The sequence below is a fragment of the Buchnera aphidicola (Takecallis arundicolens) genome (genome assembly GCF_964058945.1).
Classification (GTDB): domain Bacteria; phylum Pseudomonadota; class Gammaproteobacteria; order Enterobacterales; family Enterobacteriaceae; genus Buchnera_L; species Buchnera_L aphidicola_AH.
In genome coordinates, this window is the sequence record NZ_OZ060369.1 from 99,928 (window position 1) to 126,107 (window position 26,180).

At 25.1% G+C, this 26,180-nt stretch carries 19 protein-coding genes; 9 read left to right on the top strand and 10 right to left on the bottom strand.

What is annotated here, in order from left to right; translation table 11 throughout:
- Window positions 1–56 precede the first annotated feature (56 nt).
- Window positions 57–2,129: a glycine--tRNA ligase subunit beta gene (gene glyS, locus AB4W50_RS00495; protein ID WP_367677213.1), complete on the bottom strand. Its 2,073-nt coding sequence runs from the start codon at window positions 2,127–2,129 to the stop codon at window positions 57–59.
- Window positions 2,130–2,139: 10 nt separating this feature from the next.
- On the bottom strand, window positions 2,140–3,048 hold the full coding sequence (glyQ, locus tag AB4W50_RS00500) for a glycine--tRNA ligase subunit alpha (RefSeq protein ID WP_367677214.1): 909 nt from the start codon (window positions 3,046–3,048) through the stop codon (window positions 2,140–2,142).
- Between the two features lie 236 nt (window positions 3,049–3,284).
- Here glyQ and rplY point away from each other — a divergent pair, with 236 nt between their 5' ends.
- Window positions 3,285–3,572, top strand: coding sequence for a 50S ribosomal protein L25 (rplY, locus tag AB4W50_RS00505; RefSeq protein ID WP_367677215.1), 288 nt, complete (start codon window positions 3,285–3,287; stop codon window positions 3,570–3,572).
- 172 nt (window positions 3,573–3,744) lie between these two features.
- Here rplY and AB4W50_RS00510 read toward each other — a convergent pair whose 3' ends face one another.
- On the bottom strand, window positions 3,745–4,407 hold the full coding sequence (locus AB4W50_RS00510) for a DedA family protein (RefSeq protein ID WP_367677216.1): 663 nt from the start codon (window positions 4,405–4,407) through the stop codon (window positions 3,745–3,747).
- A gap of 161 nt (window positions 4,408–4,568) precedes the next feature.
- On the opposite strand from AB4W50_RS00510, the gene rsmA reads away from it, so the two are divergent.
- Window positions 4,569–5,384, top strand: a complete 816-nt coding sequence (gene rsmA / locus AB4W50_RS00515; protein ID WP_367677217.1) for a 16S rRNA (adenine(1518)-N(6)/adenine(1519)-N(6))-dimethyltransferase RsmA — start codon at window positions 4,569–4,571, stop codon at window positions 5,382–5,384.
- Between the two features lie 517 nt (window positions 5,385–5,901).
- Here rsmA and carB read toward each other — a convergent pair.
- The 5 genes from carB to ileS all read right to left on the bottom strand — a co-directional run bounded on the left by carB (window position 5,902) and on the right by ileS (window position 14,567).
- A complete protein-coding gene (carB, locus tag AB4W50_RS00520) occupies window positions 5,902–9,129 on the bottom strand; it encodes a carbamoyl-phosphate synthase large subunit (RefSeq protein ID WP_367677218.1) in 3,228 nt (1,075 codons plus the stop codon).
- 1 nt (window position 9,130) lies between these two features.
- Window positions 9,131–10,270, bottom strand: coding sequence for a glutamine-hydrolyzing carbamoyl-phosphate synthase small subunit (gene carA, locus AB4W50_RS00525; protein WP_367677219.1), 1,140 nt, complete (start codon window positions 10,268–10,270; stop codon window positions 9,131–9,133).
- A gap of 124 nt (window positions 10,271–10,394) precedes the next feature.
- On the bottom strand, window positions 10,395–11,186 hold the full coding sequence (gene dapB, locus AB4W50_RS00530) for a 4-hydroxy-tetrahydrodipicolinate reductase (protein ID WP_367677220.1): 792 nt from the start codon (window positions 11,184–11,186) through the stop codon (window positions 10,395–10,397).
- Window positions 11,187–11,308: 122 nt separating this feature from the next.
- The gene (gene lspA, locus AB4W50_RS00535; protein ID WP_367677221.1) at window positions 11,309–11,842 is read right to left on the bottom strand and encodes a signal peptidase II; all 534 of its coding nucleotides are present in this window, start codon (window positions 11,840–11,842) and stop codon (window positions 11,309–11,311) included.
- Entirely contained in the window at window positions 11,751–14,567 is a 2,817-nt protein-coding gene (ileS, locus tag AB4W50_RS00540; RefSeq protein ID WP_367677222.1) for an isoleucine--tRNA ligase, read from the bottom strand. The genes lspA and ileS overlap by 92 nt, the downstream gene beginning before the upstream one ends.
- A 194-nt stretch (window positions 14,568–14,761) precedes the next feature.
- Between ileS and rpsT the strand changes: the two genes are divergently transcribed.
- Complete coding sequence (gene rpsT, locus AB4W50_RS00545) at window positions 14,762–15,025, top strand: 30S ribosomal protein S20 (RefSeq protein ID WP_367677223.1); 264 nt, start codon at window positions 14,762–14,764, stop codon at window positions 15,023–15,025.
- Between the two features lie 93 nt (window positions 15,026–15,118).
- Here rpsT and dnaJ read toward each other — a convergent pair whose 3' ends face one another.
- Together dnaJ and dnaK are read right to left on the bottom strand one after the other, a co-directional pair.
- Complete coding sequence (gene dnaJ / locus AB4W50_RS00550) at window positions 15,119–16,261, bottom strand: molecular chaperone DnaJ (protein ID WP_367677224.1); 1,143 nt, start codon at window positions 16,259–16,261, stop codon at window positions 15,119–15,121.
- Between the two features lie 89 nt (window positions 16,262–16,350).
- Window positions 16,351–18,264 carry a molecular chaperone DnaK gene (dnaK, locus tag AB4W50_RS00555; RefSeq protein WP_367677225.1) on the bottom strand — a complete coding sequence of 638 codons (1,914 nt, stop codon included), beginning with the start codon at window positions 18,262–18,264 and terminating at the stop codon, window positions 16,351–16,353.
- Window positions 18,265–18,633: 369 nt separating this feature from the next.
- On the opposite strand from dnaK, the gene ndhC reads away from it, so the two are divergent.
- From ndhC to nuoG, 6 genes are all read left to right on the top strand, one after another.
- Window positions 18,634–18,987 (top strand): NADH-quinone oxidoreductase subunit A, encoded by a 354-nt coding sequence (ndhC, locus tag AB4W50_RS00560; RefSeq protein WP_367677307.1) that lies wholly within the window; start codon window positions 18,634–18,636, stop codon window positions 18,985–18,987.
- A gap of 46 nt (window positions 18,988–19,033) precedes the next feature.
- Complete coding sequence (locus AB4W50_RS00565; protein ID WP_367677226.1) at window positions 19,034–19,705, top strand: NADH-quinone oxidoreductase subunit B family protein; 672 nt, start codon at window positions 19,034–19,036, stop codon at window positions 19,703–19,705.
- An 81-nt stretch (window positions 19,706–19,786) separates the two neighbouring features.
- On the top strand, window positions 19,787–21,550 hold the full coding sequence (gene nuoC / locus AB4W50_RS00570) for an NADH-quinone oxidoreductase subunit C/D (protein ID WP_367677227.1): 1,764 nt from the start codon (window positions 19,787–19,789) through the stop codon (window positions 21,548–21,550).
- 31 nt (window positions 21,551–21,581) lie between these two features.
- Window positions 21,582–22,064, top strand: a complete 483-nt coding sequence (gene nuoE, locus AB4W50_RS00575) for an NADH-quinone oxidoreductase subunit NuoE (protein WP_367677228.1) — start codon at window positions 21,582–21,584, stop codon at window positions 22,062–22,064.
- On the top strand, window positions 22,061–23,395 hold the full coding sequence (gene nuoF, locus AB4W50_RS00580; RefSeq protein WP_367677229.1) for an NADH-quinone oxidoreductase subunit NuoF: 1,335 nt from the start codon (window positions 22,061–22,063) through the stop codon (window positions 23,393–23,395). Before nuoE ends, nuoF begins: the two co-directional genes overlap by 4 nt.
- A 70-nt stretch (window positions 23,396–23,465) precedes the next feature.
- Window positions 23,466–26,174: an NADH-quinone oxidoreductase subunit NuoG gene (nuoG, locus tag AB4W50_RS00585; RefSeq protein ID WP_367677230.1), complete on the top strand. Its 2,709-nt coding sequence runs from the start codon at window positions 23,466–23,468 to the stop codon at window positions 26,172–26,174.
- Window positions 26,175–26,180 lie beyond the last annotated feature (6 nt).

Genomic DNA, 26,180 nt, shown 5'->3' on the forward strand with positions numbered 1-26,180 from the left:
ATTTTTATATTAATGGTTTTTTATTACGATTACTAGGTTATTTTAATTAGAAATCTTTATAGTTTTGAAAAATCTGTAAATGTTAAAAATATTTTTTTTATTTTTATTAATAAAATTATACGATTTTTTTGAATACATTGTGTGGTATATTTAATAGAATTTGTATTCAAAAAATTATTTATTGGTTTATTTAAAGTAGTTAATAGATTGAATATTTGATAGTATTTTTTATTTTTAATTAAAATATATAACATACATTTGGTATTGTTGATTTTTAAAAACAATTGTTTTTCTTCTTCATTTTGAAATAATTGATAATTTATTATATCTTCTTTTTTATAATTAGTATATGTTGTTTTTAATAAATTTTTAATGCGCTTATATGTAATAATTAAATCTTTTAATAAAATATTATTTTTAAATTGTAATATTATATTTAATATCATATCAATTTTTAATAGATTTTTTCTATGACATGTAAGAACTGATTTAATAATATTGATATTATATTTTTTTTGATACCATGAGGATAGTCGATTTATTATAAATGACATGATAGTATCTTTTTTGTTACTTTGAATATTTAGATGAGAATAAGTTGAGATTGCGTATTTAATTATTTCATATAAATTAATATCAATTTTTTTTTCTATTATTATACGTATTATACCAATTGTTAATCTTCTTAAGAAGAATGGATCTTTATCTTGTGTCGGTATTTTATTAATTAAAAATAAACCCACTATAGTATCAATTTTTTCTGTTAAAGCTAAACTACAACTAAGCTTTGTAGAAGGTAATTGATCTTCAAAAAATTTTGGATAGTATTGTTCTTTTATAGATAAAGCAATTTCTTGAGATTCACCATTTTGTAAAGCATAATACATACCTATAATACCTTTTAATTCTGGAAATTCATATACCATATGGGTGTTTAAATCACATTTTGATAAATATGCTGCACGTATACTATTTTCAAGGTTTGATTTTGTATATTTTACAATGTATTGAATTAATTTTATTAGTCGTTTGGATTTATCTAGTATTGTTCCTAATGGTTCGTAAAAAATGATATTTTTTAATAATAAAAAATGTTTGTGTAGTTTTATTTCATTATCTTTTTTTAAAAAAAATTTAATATCAAATAGTCGCGCATGTAAAACACGTGTATTACCTAATATAATATTGTAATTTTTTTTACAATTACTATTCGAAACAATAATAAAATGGTTTGTTAATTTAGATTTATGCATGTGATATATAGGAATAAATTTATGTATTTTTTCCATAACATGTATTATAATTTCCCATGGTATTTCTAAAAAATTTTTTTCAAATTTACCTAATAAAATATTTGGCCATTCTACCAAACCAGTAATTTCATCTAATAGAGTTTCATGAATTTGAATTTTACCATATATTGTATTAGCTAATTTTTGACTTGTGTATTGAATTTTTTTTTTTCGAATATTAAATTTTGCAATTACTTGACCTTGTCGGTATAATAAATTTTCATATTCTTTTGCATGTTCAATTTTAATCTTATTAAATTTATTAAATATATTGCCGTATAAGTATTTTTTTGAATGTAAGTTATATAAATGAAATGGTATTAATGTTTCATTTAATAAAATAATAATTTTTCGGATTGGTCGAATAAATTTTATATTATAATTATTCCAGTACATGGTTTTTGGTATTTTTGTATTTTGTATCATACAATTGACCATGTTTATTAAAATCTTTTGTATAGATATTTTTTTTTTATTATATTGATAAAACAGCCATTCTCCTTTATCAGTTTTTATTTTTTTTGTTTGTTTTAATGTAATATTAAATTTATTTAACCATTTTAATCCTGACTCAGTTAGTGAACCTTGAGTGTCGAAAGCATTTTTTGTAGCTGGACCACGACATTTAATTTGAATTACTATTGGTGATGTATCTAATTTTTTAATTATTAGTGCAATTCTTCTTGGAGTTTCAAAAATATTGATTTTAGAAAAAATTATGTTATATTTTTTAAGTTCATTTTTACAAATTAAGTAGAATTGATTTGCAATTTTTCTGATTTGTTGTGATGGTATTTCTTCAACACTTAATTCAATTAAACATGTTTTATAGTTCATTTTATATCTATTATACCTTTTTCAATAATGGGAATCCCTGTTTTTTTCTATTATGATATTGTTCTTTAGCAATTTTTGTAGATATAGTACGGATATTTAAAATATATTTTTGTCGTTCTATGTTGGATATAATCTTTCTTGCATCAAGTAAATTGAAATTATGTGTTGCATATAATATATGTTCATAAGCAGGTATAATTAGTGGTGTTTGTAATGATATTAGTCTTTTTGCTTCTTTAAGATGTTGATTAAATAATTGTATTAAGAGATCTTCATTTGAAACTTCAAAATTATACTTTGATTGTTCATGTTCATTGTTTTGAAATAATTCACTATAAGATATTTTAAAATATTGATTTTTATCCCAAATAATATCGTATACATTATCTACATCTTGAATATGCATTGCTATTCTTTCTATACCATATGTAATTTCTGTAGTTATTGGTTGGCATATTAATGCGCCTATTTTTTGAAAGTATGTAAATTGAGTTACTTCCATACCGTTCAACCATACTTCCCATCCCATGCCCCAAGCGCCTAGTGTTGGATTTTCCCAATTATCTTCAATAAAACGTATATCATTTAATTTAATATCTATATTAATTTCTTCTAAGGATTCTAAATATAATTTTTGTATATTATTTGGTGCAGGTTTCATTACTACTTGAAATTGATAATATTGTTGCAGTCGATTTGGATTATTACCGTATCTTCCATCAGTTGGTCTACGTGAATGTTGTAAGTATGCCATTTTGTATGGTTCTGGGCCAATGGATTTTAAAAAGGTATTTTGATGAAATGTACCAGCGCCAACTGGAATATCTATTTGTTGTGCAATAATACAACCGTTTTTTGACCAAAATTTTTGTAATTTTGAAATTATTTCGTAACAACTGATATTATTTTTTTTTTTCATATAAATTGATTTTTATGATTAAATATTATAGTATTATGTTTTATACGTGTAATAAAAATTATATATTTTAGGTTATATAATATAATATATGTTTTTAAAAAAATGAATTTATTATTAATTTATATTCATTATTGATATTAATTATGTAAATGGTTTTTTAATATATTATATTAATTTTTTATAACAATTTTTTATTTATATTAATTTGTTTTTTCAATATATTATACAGGTAAAATATGATTATAATACATGGAGAGGAACGTGTTCATACAGGTAAAAGTGCTAGTAGAAGATTAAGAAAAGTTAATAATAAAATTCCAAGCATTATTTATGGACTTAATAAATCTACTTTACATATTTCATTAGATCATAATGTAATGTTTCAATTGCAACAAAATAATAATTTGAATAATTGTATTTTAACCATTAAAATTGCAAATCAGGAATATTTAGTCTCTGTACATGATGTACAAAGACATTGTTTTAAGAAAAAAATATTACATATTGATTTTTTATGTAAATAGATTTTTATTAAATCTATTCACTGTCGGTACGTAATTATTTATTTTTTGCAATTTAAATTCTTATATAATAATTTAAATGTTAATTTTCGTACCGATGTAGGTATTATATTGTATTACATTTTGTATAAGTTTTTTTATTCGTGTATTAACTATATATTTTTATTCATATTAATTATGTTATTTTTTTTATAATTTTTTGTTTTATTTTTTTTAATATGTTATATATTTTCTGATTTTTATATACTATCCATGTTATACATATTATAAATACAATAGTTAATATGATTGGAATTAATAACCATAATGATAAAAAATTTTTTGTATAATCTGGGTGTTGAATAATAATGCCTGTGAATATTCCTGGCATAAAATATAATATTGGCCATATTATACAACTTATTAAACTTGGTAACATAAATTTTTTAATTGGAATTTCTACCATACCTGACATCATCGGAATTAATGGTCGAGTTGGACCAATTAATTTTCCAAATAGTATAGTGGTCATGCTGTATTTGTTTAATACATTTTTAACTTTGTTGAATAAAACAATATTTTTTTTAAATATATGGATTGTATATATCCATTTTTTAAATTTCCACCCAATATAATAAGATAAATAATCACCAATAGAACATGTAATAATGCTAGCAATCCATGCTGTATAGAGTGATAATTTTCCGCTACCAATAAGTGTACCTATTGTTGACATTAGTACAATACCTGGTAATACTAATCCTAATAATGCTACAGATTCTAAAAATGTGACTATAATAACTAAAATTAACGGATGTGATGAAAACTGTGTCAACAAATATGATAACCAAGCTTTCATAATGTCTCATTTTTATGTTTGTGAATTAAATTGTATTTTATCGATTATATTATTACTTTTTTAAAAAAAGTATTTATTTAATGATATTTTTTTATTTTTAATATATATATTATATAATAACATATTATGTAATATTTTAAAATTGGTATTTAAATACATATATGTATAAAATTTTATCTAATCAATATTTCCCAAAAAAGCATTTAGGACAGCATTTTCTTAGGGATGAAAATATATCTAATCGAATTGTAAATTTTATTCATCCTAACAAAAAAGATATATTAGTTGAAATCGGTTCAGGGTTAGCGGCATTAACAAAACCTATTTGCAATTTGGTTGATTATTTAATTATTATTGAAATAGATAGAAATTTATTATCTTTTTTAAGAAGATATGATTTTTATAGTAAATTAAGTATTTTTAATCAAAATGTTATGCATTTTAATTTTAAAAATTTGTCTATTCAAAAAAAAAATGTTTTACGTATTTTTGGAAATATACCTTATAATATTTCAACACAATTAATTTTATATTTAATACAATTTAGAAAATATATCTTTGATATTAATTTTATGATACAAAAAGAAGTAGCAGATCGATTAATTGCTAATCCTGGTAATAAACAGTATGGTAGATTAAGTGTGATTGCTCAATCTTATTATAATATTGATATTGGTTTTGATATTTCTCCTGATGCATTTTATCCGAAACCGAAAGTAAATTCTAGTTTTATTAAAATGGTACCAAAATTTCCTACATTATATCCATGGAATAAGGTACATATTTTAGAAAAAATAACACGTTTAGCTTTTCAGAAAAGAAGAAAAATATTAAATAATAGTTTAAAATATCTTATTGATAAAACGAATCTTATAAAATTAAATATTAATCCTGAATTACGATCAGAGAATATATCAGTTAAGGAATATTGTAAAATTGCAAATTTTTTATCTGAATCAGGATATTATTTTGAGTAATTATTAAATATTGTATTAAATGTAATTAAATATAATAAATTGATATTTAATTAGTAGTATATATTAATATTTTTATATTAATAATGGTTTTATATGTTTTATATAAGTAGTATATATTTTTACGTGTCATTGATAATAAATAATATTATGTTATTAAAAACATATTTATATTGTATCATGATAATTATTTTAAAAAATTTGATATATAATCTATAAAATATTATTACAAGGAATAATATTTTAGATTTAGTAATTAAATTATAATATTCTATATTGGATTGTATGTATTAAAATATATTTTTTTATATCATTCAGGTATACTTTTTCATACATAAATATGAAGTGTTGCATTCATTATTTTATACATAGTATAATTTATATTTCAGATTTTTCTATTTAATTTATGAGCTATTTTAATAAATAGATTTATGTGTTAAATATTTTATTTTTTATAATTAAAAAATATAAATTGATATATTTAGTATTCTATTTTTAATTAATATATTATTTATTTTAATTATAACATAGTATTTTTGTTTATATCTTGTAGTTTAACAATTTCTTTATATGGATTGTATTTTAATGACATAACGGTAGCAAATGCAGCATTAATAGTAGTATCATAGTGAATTTGGTATGTTAAAGCTAATGATCGCATATGTGAACATTTTTCATTTTTGATATCTTCATTTGTTGTATCTATAATATAGGAATATTCGTTATTTTTTAGGTGATCTTGAATATTTGGACGACCTTCATGAATTTGATTCACGATTCTAGTTTGTATACCTGATTCTTTTAAAAAATAACTTATTTCTTCTGTTGTATCGATTTTAAATCCTATTTTTATTAACATGATAGCTAAATTAATAATATATTTTTTATCAGTATTTTTAATTGATAGTAAAACCCGATTTATTTTTTTTATATTTGTATTTGATCCTAATTTTGCTTTTGAAAAAGCGCCAATAAATGTTTTTCCAATACCCATTACTTCACCAGTAGAACGCATTTCTGGTCCTAAAATTGGGTCAACACCTGGAAATTTATTAAATGGTAAAACAGATTCTTTAACAGAAAAATGTGATAATTTAATTTGAGTATTGTGGTATTTTTGTTTTTTGAGTGTTTTTCCAATCATTACTTTAGCTGCAATTTTTGCTAATGGTATTCCTGTTGCTTTTGATATAAAAGGAATAGTACGGGATGCTCTCGGGTTAACTTCTAAGATATATATTGTATTATTTTGAATCGCCATTTGTACATTCATTAAACCTTTAACTGATAAAGCGAATGCAAGTTTTATAACTTGTTTTTTTATTTTATCAATAACTGATTTTTGTAATGTATATGGTGGTAGTGAGCATGATGAGTCTCCGGAATGAATTCCTGCTTGCTCAATATGTTCCATAATACCTCCAATAAGTACGTTTTTTGTATCACAAATAATATCGACATCGATTTCTGTTGCATTTTCTAAGTATTGATCTAATAATATTGGGTTTTGTGAAGATGGTTCTAAAATTGTATTGAAATATTTTTTCAAGTTTGTTTCATTATAAACAATTTTCATAAATCTACCACCTAAGACATATGATGGTCGTACCATAATTGGGTATTTAATAATATTTGCTGTTTCTATACCTTGTGGTATACTATAAACGGTAGCGTTTTTTGGTTGTTCTAATTTTAATAAAGATACAATCTTTTGAAATTGATTTCTATCTTCTGCTTTATCAATATTTTTTGGATGAGTTCCAATAATTGGAACATGAAATCTTTGTAGTTGTTTTGCTAGTTTTAATGGAGTTTGTCCGCCATATTGTATAATAACACCTAATGGATTTTCTATTCGTACAATTTCTAATATATTTTCTAACGTAATAGATTCAAAGTATAATCTATCTGATATGTCATAGTCTGTAGATACTGTTTCTGGATTACAATTTACCATAATTGTCTCATAACCTTCTTCTCTTAATGCTTGTGAAGCATGTACACAACAATAATCAAATTCAATACCTTGTCCAATTCGATTCGGTCCACCACCTAAAATAATGATTTTTTTAGTTGATGTACTTGGTTTTGATTCACATTCTTCTCCCCATGTTGAATACATATATGCTGTTTCTGTATGAAATTCTGCAGCACAAGTATCAATTCTTTTATATACAGGATGTAAATTTAAGTTATAACGTATAGCTCGAATATCTTCTTCTAATACATTCATAAGAACTGCAATTCTGGAATCTGAAAATCCTATTTTTTTTATTTTTTTTAAAAATTCATAGTTTATATCATAAATTTTTTTTGTTTGAATATTTTTTTCGGTTTCTATAATATTGTGTATGTGGGTTAAAAACCATGGATCAATTGATGTTAATTTATGGATATCATTTATAGACATACCTATTCTAAATCCATCGGCGATATACCATAATCGTTCTGCACCAGGATTTTTTAGTTCGTATTTAATTTTTTTTATATGCTTAGTATTTTTAGTATCAATTTTTGGATCAAATCCATTTGAATCAATTTCTAGGCCTTGCATAGCTTTTTGTATAGATTCTTGAAATGTCGTTCCTACAGCCATGATTTCCCCAATAGATTTCATTTGTGTAGTTAATCGGTCATTACAACCTGGAAATTTTTCAAAGTTAAATCGTGGTATTTTAGTAACTACATAGTCTATAGTTGGTTCAAAAGAAGCTGGAATATTTGAATCCATAATATCATTTTTTAATTCATCTAAAGTATAACCGACTGCAAGTTTTGCTGCAATTTTTGCAATTGGAAAACCAGTTGCTTTAGAAGCAAGTGCAGATGATCGAGATACTCTTGGATTCATTTCAATAATTAACATGCGTCCATTTTTTGGGTTAATAGCAAATTGTACGTTTGAACCTCCTGTTTCTACTCCAATTTCTTGTAGAATTTTAATTGATGCATTACGCATTTTTTGATATTCTTTATCGGTTAAAGTTTGAGCAGGAGCTACTGTAATTGAATCGCCCGTGTGTATTCCCATGGGATCGAGATTTTCAATACTACATACAATAATGCAATTATTATTACAGTCACGTACTACTTCCATTTCATATTCTTTCCAACCTAATAATGATTCATCAATTAATAGTTCTTTTGTTGGTGACAGTTGGAAACCATGCTCACACATATTTTGAAATTCTTCAGAATTATATGCAATTCCTCCTCCAGTTCCTCCCATGGTAAAAGAAGGACGAATAATACAAGGAAATCCAATTATTTTTGATATTTTTAATGCATCTTTAATATTATTCACAATTTCACATCTTGCTGTTTTTAAGCCGATTTTTTTCATTGCTTGTTTAAATAAATTTCTATCTTCTGATTTTTTAATAGATGCGATACTTGCTCCGATAATTTGGATATTATAATCGGATAAAATATTTTTTTCATATAATTGTAATGTGCAATTTAGTGCGACTTGTCCGCCCATGGTTGGTAATATTGCATCTGGTTTTTCTTTTTGGATAATTTTTTTAATAATCTTCCAGTGAATCGGTTCAATATATGTGGCATCAGCCATATTAGGATCAGTCATAATTGTTGCTGGATTTGAATTAATTAAAATAATTCTATATCCTTCTTCTTTTAATGCTTTACATGCTTGAGTACCTGAGTAATCAAATTCACAAGCTTGCCCAATGATAATTGGACCTGCTCCAATAATTAAAATCGATTTAATATCAGTACGTTTTGGCATTTTAGTTCCTATATTGTTTTTTTTTATAATGTTTTATGTATTTTATAAATGTATCAAATATTTGTTCTGCATCATTTGGACCTGGGCTTGCTTCTGGATGTCCTTGAAAACCGAATACATATTTATTAATAATTTTAATTCCTTGTATTGTTTTATCAAATAAGGATTGATGTGTAATTTTTATACTTTTTGGTAAATTATTTTTATTAATTGTAAAGTTATGGTTTTGTGTCGTAATCATTACTTTTTTTGTTTTTAAATTTTGTACTGGGTGGTTACTACCATGGTGTCCGAATTTCATTTTTATAATTTGTGCTTCGTTTGCTATTGCAAGTAACTGATGTCCTAAACAAATTCCAAATATTGGTATCATAGTTGATAATAATATTTTAATATTTTTAATTATATTAATGCATGATCTGGGATCCCCCGGACCATTAGATAAAAGAATACCATCAGGATTTAATGATATTACTTGTTCAGCAGGTGTTTCTGCTGGTATAACAGTAACATAGCATCCGTAGTCAACGAGTAATTTTAATATATTTTGTTTTAAACCAAAGTCATATACAATTATATGAAACAGTAGTTTTGTTTGTTTGGTAATATTTTTTTTTTTTGTTCCTTCTGTCCAAGTATAGATAATTTTTGTACTAATTTTTTCTACTATATTTTTTTCGGGATTATTGATAGCATCTTTAATATATTTACATGCGATATCAATATTAGTATATGAATCACTTAATATACAACCATACTGTGTACCTGTATTTCTTATAATTTTCGTTAGTTTTCTGGTATCAATATTCATAATTCCGATAATATTATTCTGTTTTAAATATTTAGATAAACTAATATTATTTTGATAATTACTATTAATTAAAGAAATATTATGTACAATAATTCCTTTGACTTGTATTTGATTTGATTCATTATCAACATTATTAATACCAGTATTACCAATATGCGGATATGTAAATGTAATAATTTGGTTTTTGTATGATGGGTCTGTTAATATTTCTTGATACCCTGTCATAGAAGTATTAAATACAATTTCGCCAACAGTAATACCTTTTACACCAATTGATGTCCCCCGAAATAATGTTCCATCTTCTAAAGCTAAAAATGCAGATTCTCTCAATTTTTTCTCCAAATATAATAAAATTTTATTTTTTATAATTTATGTTTTTTGATAATTAGTGGACTTAAGTTTTTACAAAAATGAATTATTATATTTGCATATTATATATAATAATATTTTTAGATCATATATTTAAAACATCCATCATATTAAATAATCCTGAAGTTTGTTGTGTTATCCAAATTGCTGCTTGTATTGCACCTTTTGAAAAGGTATTTCTATTACTTGCTTGATGGGATAGAGTAATTTTTTCGCCTGATGTTAAAAACATTACTTGATGTTCTCCAATAATATCCCCTCCTCTAATAATTGAAAAACCAATCTTGTTCTTTTCTCGGATATCAGTGATTTGTTTTTTTCGGTATACACCGTATGTATTTAAGTTCCATTTTTTACTTTTAGCAATAATTTCTCCCATACTCAGTGCAGTTCCTGAAGGAGAATCTATTTTATTTCTATGATGTGATTCAATAATTTCAATATCATAAGAATCATCAAGGGTATTTGATATTTGTTTTAATAGTCTAAAAATTAAATTGATTCCAATACTAAAATTTGATGAAATAACAATTCCTATTTTTTTTGAAATATTTTTAATAATATCATGTTCGTGTGTATTAAATCCTGTAGTTCCAATAATAATATTTTTATTATATTTTTCACAAAAATATAAATTTTTTAATGTATTTTTTGGTGTACTAAAATCTATTAAAACATCAAAATTTTCTATTGCTTGTTCTATTTTTGTATAAATCAGTATTTTTTCTTGCTTTTTTGTTAATATATTTATTGTTTTTTTTTTTACAATAGCGCATGCTAAATTAATATTTTTGTATTCTTGTATTGTTTGAATTAAATTGGACCCCATGCGTCCATATGCTCCGGTAATAGCAATGCGAAGATTTTTTTTTTTCATATTCATATATATACTGTTTTAATGAATGAAATATTATTACATAATGAAAATACTTTTTTTAAAACATGTTTCGCAATTTTATGATACTAATATTTTAATATATCAAATTTATATTGTGATAATTATTTTTTAGTTTGATTTTGTGTATACAAATTACATATTATCAGTACTATACCAATTAAAATCATAATATCTGCGAAATTAAAGATAATAATACTATAATTTTTAAATCTAATATCTATAAAGTCAACTATAAAACCATGATATAATCGATCAATTATATTGCTTATACTTCCACCTAATATAAATTTGTACGAATAATGATTTTTATTCAGGAAGGTTATGATATAAAAATACGTTAATGTATAATATAATATTATAAATACATATTTATGTTTTATATAATATAAATCAAATACATTAAATGCTATTCCATAATTTTTAATGTATATTAAGTGTATGATATAAAAAAATTTTTTATTTTCGTATAGTGTGATATTATTTTCAATCAAATATTTACTATAAATATCTATTATTAATATCATGTATATAATATAATATTTATTATAAAAATTTACGATTTTCTCCTTTTTGATGAACATTTTTATTACATCGATTACAAATATTTTTATCTTGGTTATGGATATTAATTTCATTAAAAAAATTCCAACAACGTGGACATTTTATTCCTAAGTATTTTTTAACTGATATCTTAAGTTTTGGTATTTCAATACTTGTATAAGAATCTTGAGGAGCATATTTATATCTAAAAATTTTTATTTTTGATACTAGAAACATAAATTTTAGTTCTTTTTTTAATATTTTAAGTATATTATATATATTTTTATTTGCATAGATTATCATAATTGTTTCTAATGATGTATTTATTTTTTTTATTTTTTTTTGTCGTTCTAATATTTTGTTTATTTCAATTTTTATATTAAATAATATATTCCAATCTTCATGAGTGATTAATGCATTTTCTTGATTTTGATTCTTGTATTCGAACCAATTTTGAATAAAAATAGTCTCTTTAGTATTATTATATGGTATATATTGCCAAATTTCATGTGCTGTAAATGGTACAATAGGAGTAATCCATCTTACTAAAGATTGTATAATATAGTACATTGCTGTTTGACAGCTTCTTCTTGCAATACTATTTTTTTGTGTTGTATATTGCCTATCTTTAATAATATCGAGGTAAAATGAACCTAACGTTATTGAACAAAATTTGATAATCTTTTTTATTATCTTGTGGAATTTATAATTCTGATATAATGCAATAATTTTATTTTGTAAAATTTGTGTTTTTTTTACTATCCATTGGTCTAATAGAATCATATGGTTAAATTTGATTTTATCTAATTCATAGTTAAAATCGTATAAATTACCTAATAAAAATCTACTAGTATTTCTAATTCTTCGATAGTGTTCTGATATTTGTATTAATACAGCTTTTGAGATTGCAATATCATGAGAATAATTAGTTGATGCGACCCATAATCTTAATACATCAGCACCAAATAGTTTAATAATTTCATTTGGAGTAATTATATTACCAATAGATTTAGACATTTTTTGTCCTGATTGATCTATTGCGAATCCGTGTGTTAGTACGTTTTGATAAGGTGGGGATTCATTTACAATCATTGAAATAATTAAAGATGACATAAACCATCCACGATATTGATCTACTCCTTCTAAATACATATTAATATGTGTATTTTTGACGGGTAAATTATAAATGTTTAGGTTATGTATACAACCAGATTCAAACCAAACATCTAATACATCTGTAGATTTTTTATATTTTTTGTAGTTTTTACCTAAAATACTTTTTTTATCTAATTTCCACCATATTTCTGATCCTTTTAATTGTATTATTGATTGTATTTTTTTAATAATTGGTATAGTTTCAGGATGTAATTCTCCTGTTTCTTTATGAGTAAATAGTGGTATTGGAACGCCCCACATTCTTTGTCTGGATATACACCAATCTGGTCGTTTTTGTAACAAATTATACATTTTTTTATAGCCCCATTTTGGTATCCATTGTACATTTTGAATAATTTCCATTGCTTTTTTTTGTAGTTTTGTATCTTGAATTTTAATAAACCATTGTTTTGTAACGCGATATAAAATAGGTTTTTTGTGCCTCCAACAGTGTGGGTATGCATGTTCGATAAAATGGCTATGTAATAATTTATGATTATTTTTAATCATATCTATGATAATATCATTACTTTGAAAAATATTTTTTTTATTTAAGTAAGGATGTATTTTATCTACATATTTTCCTTGTGCATTGATTATATTCGTTAATTTAATATTGTATTTTTGACTTAAAAAATAATCATCTTCTCCATGATCTGGCGCAATGTGTACTGCTCCTGTTCCTGTGTCTACCGTAACATGTTTAGATAAAATAATAGGAATTGTAAAATTTAAAAATGGATGTTTAAAATATATATTTTCTAATTCTTTTCCAAAGATTGTTTGGATAACATTCCATTTTTTTATATGTATGGTATTCATAACATTTGGAACTAATTTTTTTGCAATGATAATATACTGTTCTTCACAATAAATTAATTGGTATTTGTATTCTGGATGCACTGCAATTGCACGATTTGCTGGTAAACTCCATGGTGTAGTTGTCCATATTATTATATTGATTTTAGAAATTTGATTGCATAATGTAAATATTTTTATTAAGTTATTGTTATATAATATCTGAAATTTTACAATTATTGCTGTTGTTTTTTTTGTGTAATATTCTACTTCTGCTTCTGCTAAGGCTGATTGGCATTCTATACACCAATGTACGGGTTTTGATCCGCGATATAGATATTTTTTTTCAATAATTTTACTTAATATATTAATTACATTTGATTCTAGTTTTTTATCTGTTGTTAATTTAGATTGGTTCCAATTTCCAAAAATTCCTAATCTAATAAAATCTAATTTTTGTTTTTTAACTTGTTGAGCTGCATATTTATGACATAGATTTCGAAATTCTTGTTTTTCGATGGTATTTTTTAACATACCTATTTTTTGTTCAATTTTATGTTCAATAGGTAAACCATGGCAGTCCCAAAACGGTGTATATGGTGTATCAAATCCTGATAATGTTTTTGATTTAATAATGATATCTTTTAAAATTTTATTAATAGCATGTCCGATATGAATGTTACCATTTGCATAAGGCGGTCCATCATGTAATAAAAATATGTCTTTTCCTTTATTATTATGTCGAATAATTTGATATATATTTTCTTTTTGCCATTTTTGTAATATTTCAGGTTCTTTTTGAGTTAAATTACCTTTCATAGGAAATTTTGTTTTTGGTAAATTTAAGGTATTTTTATATAATTTCATTTAATTCTCATATTTCATTTAAAGATATTTTTTAATTTTTTTTATTTCATTATTTTTAATAAATTATATAATAATATTTTTTTTATATTGATTAATATATTTTTTTGTTATTATCTAAAATTGATTATGTTTATTGTATTAATCACAATATTATAATATAATTAAACTTATTATATCAAAATTAGGAGTATCCATTGTCTAATATTAAATCTTCTCAAAAGTATGCAATTCAAGCGAAAAAATTTAATAAAATTAACTCTATACGAAAAACAATATTACGTAGATTAATGAAGAAATTTTCAGAGGCTATTATACAAAAAAATAAACCTGTTGCACATGAAGTATGGTTAAAGTTGCAGTCTAATTTAGATAAATTTGCTCAAAAAGGTTTAATTCATAAAAATAAAGCAGCTAGATATAAGTCTAGATGTTATTTAAAAATTAAAATTTTAACTTAAATATTTTAGTTAAGTGATATTATATATGTTTAAGTAGTAGTACTGCTTCATAAATTATGATTTTGTTAAACATGAAGCAATACTATCAATAATTCATTTTGTTAAGTCATCAAAAAATTTTTTTACTCCTTCAAAGAATTTTTTTGATTTTGGATTATTTTTTTCTATATTATCTTCATTGAGACTATTTTGTAGTTCTTTTAATAATTGTTTTTGATTTTGATTGAGATTAACAGGTGTTTCTATCATAACACGACATAATAAATCTCCCGTTTGATACGTTCGAAGTGAATTGACACCTTTATTACGAATTCGAAACAATTTTCCTGATTGTGTTTCCTGCGGTATTTTAATTTTTATTGTTCCATCTAACGTTGGTACTTCTATATTTCCGCCTAATGCTGCCATACAAAAATTAATTGGAATTTCACAATATAAATCATTACCTTTTCTTTGAAAGATAGGATGTTTTTTTACAAAAATTTTAATATATAAATCGCCTGAAACACCGTTATTTTTTCCTGCTTCACCTTCGTTACTTAGTTTAATTTTATCTTGATTATCTACCCCAGGAGGAATTTTAACTAATATTGTTTTTTGTTTTTTTATTCGACCTGTTCCGTGGCAATGTAAACATGGATTAGATATTATATTTCCTTGTCCTTTGCAAGTGGAACATGTTTGTTGTACAGAAAAAAATCCTTGTCTCATATGTATTTGTCCACTACCATTACAAGTGTGACATTTATTAGTCTGCGTTCCTGTATGTGATCCACTTCCATGACAAAAATTACATTTCTGGAATGTTGAAATGAATATTTCTTTATTTAATCCTTTAACTGCTTCTTCTAGATTTAATTCCATATTATATTGTAAATCGGATCCTCTTTGAGACTGATTTGATTTATTACTAAAAATATCACCAAATACGTCACCAAAAATATCACTGAAATCAGTATTATTCGAAAAATTTGGATCAAATGAAGAATAATTAGAGTAGTTTCCACCTTGATTAAAAGCAGAATGTCCATGTTGATCGTATGCAGCTCGTTTTTTTGAGTCTATTAGAATTTCATATGCTTCTTTAATTTCTTTAAATTTTTTTTCTGCATCTTTATTACCCTGATTACGATCAGGATGATATTTCATGGCTAGTTTTTTATATGATTTTTTAATTTCTCGGTCATTAGCAGATTTTGAAATACCTAAAATTTTATAATAATCTTGTTTTGTCATACATATTTTCCTAAATATCACTAAATCGATAACGGACGTAAATATATTTTTTGATACGTCCGTATGAAATAACATATTTTATTTAATATTTATTTTTTTTGTTTTTTTACTTCTTCATATTCTGCATCAACTACATTTTCTTCTTTTTTTTCAGTTTTTTGATCAGTATTTTTTGGTTGATCTTGTGTTTTTTTTTGTTTTAATTCTATTAATTTAGCAGATTTTTTTATTAATTCTTGTATTGCATTTTCTATATTACTTTTTTTATCTGTTTTTAATATATTTTCTAATTCCTGAATTTTATTTTGTATATCTTGATATTCTGTGGTATTTAATTGTTGTTTTACTTCTTCTAATTGTTGTTTTGTACTATGTATAATTTGATCACCTTGGTTTTTAATTTTAATTAATTCTTCAAATTGTCTGTCTGATTCAGCGTTAATTTCCGCATCTGAAATCATTTTTTTAATTTCTTCTTCGTTTAATCCAGAGGATGCTTGAATTGTAATTTTTTGTTCTTTTCCTGTTTTTTTATCTTTTGCAGAAACATGTAATATACCATCTGCATCAATATCAAATGTTACTTCGATTTGTGGTATACCTCGGGGAGCAGGTTGTATACCATCTAAATTAAATTGTCCTAAGGATTTATTATCAGTAGATTTTTTTCGTTCTCCCTGTAATATATGTATAGTTACTGCTGATTGATTATCTTCTGCTGTAGAAAAAACTTGACTATGTTTAGTAGGAATCGTAGTATTTTTTGTTATTAATGGTGTCATGATTCCGCCCATAGTTTCAATACCTAATGATAATGGGGTTACATCTAATAATAGAACGTCCTTAACATCACCAGAAAGTACACCTCCTTGTACTGCAGCACCAATAGCTACTGCTTCATCTGGATTAACATCTTGTTTTGGTTTTTTACCGAAAAAATTACCTACTTTTTCTTGTACTAAAGGCATTCTTGTTTGTCCACCAACTAATATAACATCGTGAATATCTGATACAGATAATTTTGCATCTTTTAAAGCAGTTTGTAGAGGAGTAATTGATTTTGTTATTAAATCTTCTACTAATGATTCTAATTTCGATCTAGTGATTTTAATATTTAAATGTTTTGGACCATTTGCATCAGCTGTAATATACGGTAAATTAACATCGCTTTGTTGTGCAGATGATAATTCAATTTTAGTTTTTTCTGCAGCTTCCTTTAATCTTTGCATAGCAAGTGGATCATTTCTTAAATCTATATTTTGATCTTTTTTAAATTCTTGAACTAAATAATTAATTAGTCTGTTATCAAAATCTTCTCCACCTAAATGAGTATCTCCATTTGTTGCTAATACCTCAAAAGTTTTTTCTTTGTCAACATTGTCAATTTCAATAATTGAAATATCAAATGTTCCACCGCCTAAATCATATACAGCAATTATACGATTACCTGTACTTTTATCTAACCCATATGCTAAAGCTGCAGCAGTTGGTTCATTAATAATTCTTTTTACTTCTAATCCTGCAATTTTACCTGCATCTTTTGTTGCTTGTCTTTGCGCATCATTAAAATATGCTGGTACAGTAATTACTGCTTCTGTAATTCGTTCTCCTAAATAATTTTCTGCTGTTTTTTTCATTTTTTTTAGTACTTCAGCAGATATTTGTGGAGGTGCTATGTGTTTTCCATTGATATCAATCCAAGCATCACCATTTTCAGAATCTACAATTTTATATGGCATAATTTTGATATCTTTCTGTACTTCTTGATCTTGAAATTTTCTACCAATTAAACGTTTGATTGCAAATAATGTATTTTTTGGATTAGTAATTGCTTGTCTTTTCGCTGGTTGTCCGACTAATATTTCTCCATTTTTTGTATATGCAATAATAGATGGTGTTGTACGATCGCCTTCTGCATTTTCTAAAACTTTTGCTTGTTTTCCATCAATAATTGCAATACAAGAATTTGTAGTACCTAAATCTATTCCGATTATTTTTCCCATTATCTATATTTTCCATTTTAATAATTGTTAATAAAGATTTTTTATTAATTACAGTTTATATATAATTTTTTTTATATATGAATATTTGTTATAATACATTAAGTATAACCTATAAAGTAATAAATATGGTCTTTTTATAATTCATCAAGTATTTTAAAATATTTATAAATAATTTATATTTTTTATAATCAATTTTATTATCATTTATTATGATATAATAACATGTTATATTTACTGTTGTTACATTATATTTTTGGTATCTTACTATATTATACTTATTTTATGTAATCATTATATACTATATTACACTCATTTTAATAATTATGAAAAAAGGATATTATAAAATTGCCTATAGAAATATATAGTTTTATTTTTTTTATTTTATCTGCTTTTATAATATGTAGTTTAATGTTAATAGGTGGTTGGTTATTAGGGCCTCGTAGTTTTTCTAGAAATAAAAATATTCCATTTGAATCAGGAATTATCTCATATGGTAGTACAAGTTTAAAATGGGTAATTAAATTTTATTTATTAGCGGTTTTTTTTGTAATTTTTGATGTTGAAACATTATATTTATATGCGTGGATTATAAATGTTAAGGATATTGGTTGGTGTGGTTTTTTTGAAATTTTAATTTTTGTTTTAACATTGTTATTAACATTATTTTATTTAGTTAAAGAAAACATATTTTTTTGGATACCTAAAGTCAAATATACGATTTAATATATATATTATTCATTATAATTGCATTAGAGAGTTTGGTAATATTATGAAATACACGTTAACAAAAGTGAATGTACACAGTAGTGAAAAATACCCCTACCAAGTAAAAACTATTGTAGAAGATCCGTTAGAAAAAAAAATTCAAAATAATGTATTTACTGGACGATTAACACAGTTAATACATAAATTAGTTAATTGGAGTCGGAAGAATTCTTTATGGCCTTATAATTTTGGATTATCATGTTGTTATGTAGAAATGGTAACTTCTTTTACTGCAATACATGATATTGCAAGATTTGGATCAGAAGTACTTCGAGCATCACCAAGGCAATCTGATGTTATGGTTATTTCTGGTACGCCATTTATTAAAATGGTCCCTGTTATTCAAAGATTGTATGATCAAATGTTAGAACCTAAATGGGTTATTTCTATGGGTTCTTGTGCTAATTCAGGTGGTATGTATGATATTTATTCAGTTGTGCAAGGTGTAGATAAATTTTTACCAGTAGATGTATATATCCCAGGATGTCCGCCTAGGCCGGAAGCATATATACAGGGCTTAATGTTATTACAAGAGGCAATATCACAAGAACGTCGTCCATTATCTTGGGTTGTAGGTGAACAAGGTATATATCGAGCTAATATGCAATCTCAAAAAGATAAAAAATATTTTGATCGATCACAAGTGTATGAATTACGTACTCCAGAAGATGTTTAATTTAGTATTATTTTTTTTATAACATAAAAAAATTTTTATTATAATTAAATTTATTTTTATATAAAAATTTTTTATTTTTCAATGTTAATATCGAGTTATTGTGATATGAATATTGTATTTCAAGAATTATGTAATTATTTCAAAGATAATAAATTTATTATACAAAACACATTAATTGATGCTCCAGTAATTTGGGTAGATAGTGATATTATATATCAGGTGATAAAATTCTTAAAAGAACATGATTTAAAATATAATATGTTATTTGATTTGCATGGTATAGATGAACGATTTCGTTTAAATAAAAAAAATATACCAATTGTAGATTTTTCAGTATTTTATCATTTAATTTCTATTAAAGACAATACTGATGTTATTATTAAAGTTGCTTTACTAAAAAAGAAATTAATTATACCAACAATAACAAAAATTTTTCCAAATGCTAATTGGTATGAAAGAGAAACATGGGAAATGTTTGGTATAATTTTTGATAAACATCCAAATTTAACAAGAATTATTATGCCAAAAACATGGTCTGGTTTTCCTTTGCGAAAAGATTATCCAGCACGAGCGACTGAATGTAGTCCATTTTTTTTAAATCAATTAAAAGAAAGTCTTGCTATGCAAGATTTGTGTTTTAATCCACGTGATTGGGGTATGTCTACTGATCTTAAACATTCAGATTTCATGTTTTTAAATCTTGGACCGAATCATCCTTCTGCACATGGAGCATTTCGTATAATTTTACAATTATACGGTGAAGAAATTGTAGATTGTATTCCAGATATTGGATATCACCATCGTGGTGCAGAAAAGATGGCTGAACGTCAGTCATGGCATAGTTATATTCCATATACAGATCGTATTGAGTATTTGGGTGGTTGTGTAAATGAAATGCCTTATATATTAGCAGTAGAAAAATTAGCTGGTATTATTGTACCAGACAGAGTTAAAGTAATTCGTGTAATGTTATCTGAACTATTTCGTATTAATAGTCATTTGTTATATATTTCAACTTTTATTCAAGATGTTGGTGCAATGACTCCTGTTTTTTTAGCTTTTACAGATCGACAAAAAATATATGATCTTATTGAAGCAATTACTGGAGCAAGAATGCATCCAGCGTGGTTTAGAATTGGTGGATTAGCGCAAGATTTACCTTGTGGTTGGAATACATTGTTATTGAATTTTTTACAATGGATGCCAAAACGATTAGATGAATATATACAAGCGTCTTTAAAAAATAGTATTTTAATTCAACGATCACAGGGTATTGCATGTTATAATCAACAAGATGCATTAAATTGGGGTGTGACTGGTGCTGGTTTACGTGCGACAGGGATTAATTTTGATATTAGAAAAAAACGACCATATTCAGGATATGAAAATTTTGATTTTTCTATTCCAGTTGGTGATGGAATTAGTGATTGTTATACTAGAGTCATATTAAAAATGGAAGAAATTAAACAAAGCTTAATTATTTTAAAACAATGTTTAAATAATATGCCGGAAGGTTCATTTAAATCTGATCATCCGTTGACTACTCCTCCAGATAAAAAAGATACATTATATAATATTGAAAATTTGATCACACATTTTTTACAAGTATCCTGGGGTCCAGTAATTCCTCCTAATGAAAGTTTCCAAATGATTGAAGCAACTAAAGGTATTAATAGTTATTATTTAATTAGCGATGGTAATACTATGAGTTACCGTACTAGAATTCGTACTCCCAGTTTTCCACATTTACAACAAATTCCTTCTGTTATTCGTGGTAGTTTAATATCAGATTTAATTGTATATTTAGGTAGTATTGATTTTGTTATGTCTGATGTTGATCGATAATTTTTTATAACCCTAATTTTTTAAAACAAATATGAATATATTAAATAATAAATTAAATAATTTAGAATTAATAGCTATTCAATCAGAAAAAAAACATTATGAAGATGCAAAAGCTGTGTCTATTGAAGCATTGAAAATTGTACAGAAATCAAGAGGATGGATATCGGATGCATTAATGCGAGAAATTTCCGAGGTTTTATGTATATCTGTCAGCCAACTAGAGGAAATAGCAACTTTTTATAGTCAAATTTATCGACAGCCAGTAGGTCGATATGTTATAAAATTTTGTGATAGTGTTGTATGTTATATGTTAGGTTGTAATCGTATACAATCTACATTAGAAAATATATTAAAAATTAAACCGGGACAAACTACATTAAATAATAAATTTACAATATTACCTATTTCGTGTTTAGGGAATTGTGATAAAGCACCTGTGATCATGATTAATAATATGACATATACTCATGTTACTGTTTCTGGTATACCAATATTATTAGAGAAATGTAAATGAAAAATATTATTAGAACTCCTGAAACTCATCCTTTAACATGGCGCTTGGATGACATGAATCAATATCCAATTTGGTTAATTGAATATTGTAAAAAAAGTGGATATTCTGCTTTACAAGTAATGTTAAAAAATATGATACCTCAAGATGTTATTAATTTAATTAAAGATTCTGAGTTAAAAGGTAGAGGTGGTGCTGGTTTTTATACCGGTTTGAAATGGAGTTTAATGCCAAAAAAAATACATAATCAACCAAGATATTTGTTATGTAATGCTGATGAAATGGAACCTGGAACTTATAAAGATCGTTTATTATTAGAAAAAATACCGCATCAATTACTTGAAGGGATTATTATTTCTGGTTTTGCAATAGAAGCTTCTATGGCATATATTTTTTTAAGAGGTGAATATATCGATGCGGCACAGAATATTCAAAGGGCTATTGTAGAGGCTAGAAATTTTGGTTACCTAGGAAAAAATATTCTAGGTACAAATTTTAATTTTGATATTGTTTTACATACAGGAGCAGGGAGATATATTTGTGGTGAAGAAACAGCATTAATCAATTCTTTAGAAGGAAATCGAGCTAATCCAAGAATTAAGCCACCTTTTCCAGCTATTATTGGATTATGGGGTAAACCAACATGTGTAAATAATGTTGAAACATTATCTAATGTGCCTGCAATTGTTTTACATGGAGCACATTGGTATAAAAATATATCATCTAGTAATGATCGCGGGACAAAGTTAATGGGTTTTTCAGGACAAGTTAATAATCCTGGTATTTGGGAAGTGCCCTTCGGCATTTCTGCAAGAGAATTGTTAGAAGATTATGCACAAGGTATGAAAACAGGATTTGAACTAAAAGCATGGCAACCTGGTGGTGCTGGAACAAATTTTTTAACTGCAAAAGATATTGATTTAAAAATGGATTTTAAAAGTATTTCAGATGCTGGAAGTCGTTTTGGAACTGGAATGGCAATGGCAGTTGATCATACTATTAATATGGTTTCATTGGTTTTAAATTTAGAACAATTTTTTGCACGAGAATCATGTGGTTTATGTACTCCATGTCGTGAAGGTTTACCATGGATTGTAAAAATTTTATTATCTTTTAAGGATGGTTCCGCTAAAGTATGTGATTTTGATATTTTGGAAGATTTATGTTTTCAACTTGGTCCAGGCAAAACGCTTTGTGCACATGCCCCAGGAGCAATTGGTCCATTATATAGTGCACTAAAATTATTTCGGTTAGATTTTGAGAATTGTATTAGTACTGATAATTCAGAAAATAGTATTAATAAAAAAAAACATATATTCACATTAAATTTATAATATTATTTTTAATAAATGTATTTGCATGTTTTTAAGATAGAATGGTATATTACTTCGGAAATTAATTATTATGGCTATTATTTATATTAATAAAATGCAATATGATGTAAGTTTATCACATAATTTATTACAAACATGTTTAGCATTAAAAATAGACATACCTTATTTTTGTTGGCATCCTGATTTGGGTAGCGTTGGTGTATGTAGATTATGTGCAGTAAAGCATCATAATAATATACATGATGTATCTGGAAGAATTGTAATGTCATGTATGACGCCGATATCAAATAATATGATTATTACAACAGATGATACAGAAGTTAAAAAATTCCGTAAGGGTATTATAGAGTTATTAATGATAAATCACCCACATGATTGTCCAATTTGTGAGGAAGGTGGTCATTGTCATTTACAAGATATGACAGTATTAACTAATCATAATGTTCGACGTTATACATTTCCTAAACGTATACACCGTAATCAATATTTAGGAGAATTTATAACACATCAAATGAATCGTTGTATTGGTTGTTATCGGTGTGTCAGATATTACAAAGATTATGCAGGGGGTACTGATTTTGGAGTGTATGGGATTAGTAATAACATTTATTTTGGGCGTTTTGAGGATGGTTCTTTAGAAAGCGAGCATTCAGGTAATTTAATTGAAGTGTGCCCTACTGGAGTTTTTACAGATAAATTATCTTCTAAGTATTATAATCGAAAATGGGATTTGCAATATGGACCAAGTATATGTCAAAATTGTAGTATTGGTTGCAATATTAGTATTGGTGAAAAATATGGTATTTTGAGTAAAATAGAAAATCGATACCATAAGCATATTAATCGCTATTTTTTATGTGACTTAGGTCGTTTTGGTCATGGTTATACTAATCTTAAGAATCGTTTAAAGTATCCTATTAAATTCGAACATGATAAATATATTTCTTTAAACAAAAATTATGCAATTACGTTAATATCAGATATATTACAGAATGCACGTGGTATAATTGGAATTGGTTCTATGCGTGCTAGTTTAGAGAGTAATTTTGCATTGAGAAAATTGGTAGGTAAAGATAATTTTTCTAGTGGTATGATCGAAAATGATCATCAATGTGTACAGTTAATTATTGATATTTTAAAAAATAGTGGTATATATGTACCAACGTTGTTAGAAGTAGAAGATTATGATATTGTTTTAATTATAGGAGAAGATATTACACAAACTGCACCAAGATTAAGTTTAGCAATTCGACAACTAAGTAAAAAAAATCAAATAGATAATAATGTTAAAAACAATATACCTGAATGGCATAGTGCTGCTATATTAAATATAACTAATAAAAATAAATGTGTTTATATTGTACACACTCATGAAACAAAGTTAGATGATATTTCTGAATTAAAATATTATGCTTCTATAAAAAATCAAGAATTATTTTTGGATATTCTTTGCAAGAAAATTAATAATGTAGCTTATACATATAAAAATATTTCATCTAATATCATAGAGTATATTACATGTATTTATCATGCATTAATGTTGTGTAAAAAGCCTCTTATTATTTCTGGATTACATTCTGGTAGTATTAATTTAATTAAATTAGCAACAAATATTGCAAAAAGTTTACAATATTTAAAGAAAGATGTCGGGTTAATATTATTAACTTCTGGTGCAAATAGTATTGGAGTTGGTTTACTATCAAATATGTCTATCACATCTGCTTTGAAAAATGTCTGTGATGATAAAATTGATACTTTGGTAGTTTTAGAAAATGATTTATATCGTTATAGTACACAAGAATATATTGATTCTATTATTAAAAAACTGAAAAATATAATTGTTTTTGATCATTTAACTACTACTACTACGCAAAAAAGTACTGTATTATTTCCAACAACTAGTTTTATTGAAAGTTCTGGTACTGTTATTAATTATGAAAGTAGAGCACAGAGATTTTTCTCTGCCTTTGATCCTAAATTTTATGATGATAAAACATGTGTTTATCAGGCTTGGGAATGGATATATGAAATATATTATAATATTAATCAAAAAGATCATGTTAATACTACGTTAGATGATGTAATTGAACATTATATTCGTGATATTCCAATCTTTAAAGTTATACAACATGTTGCACCAAACGCAAAATATAGAATTTTAGGTAAAAAAATTGCTCGATCTCCTCATAGAATCAGTAGTAGAACAGCGATATTTTCTGAATTTAACATTCATGAACCAGGGCAAAATAATGATATAAATACTATGTTTTCATTTTCTATGGAAGGTATACAACAACCAAATCAAGATGTAGAATATGTTCCATTTGTTTGGTCTCCAGGATGGAATTCTATACAAGCTTGGAATAAATATATATTTGATAAAAATAATTATAATTCTGGTATGCGTATATTTCAGACAAATGGAGTGAAAAAAGAATATTTTTTTAATAAAATAAATATAACATATGATCAAGATTGTGACTGGAAAATTATACCTTATTATGTATTGTTTGGTAGTGAAGAGTTAAGTCAAAATTCCGATATTATTCGTAATAAATGTTCTGTTTTGTATGCTCTAGTAAATGAAAAATATAGAAATAAATTTTGTTTGAAACAAGATTGTATGATTGAATTTGAATGTTTAGATCAAATATTTCAATTATTAATAAAATTTTCATCTAAAATACCATTAAAAACATTAGGTTTACCTTTAGGTTTTCCCAATATGTCCCGGATTTTATTGGGTTGTACAGTAAAAAATATACGAGGTGTAACATAAAGTATT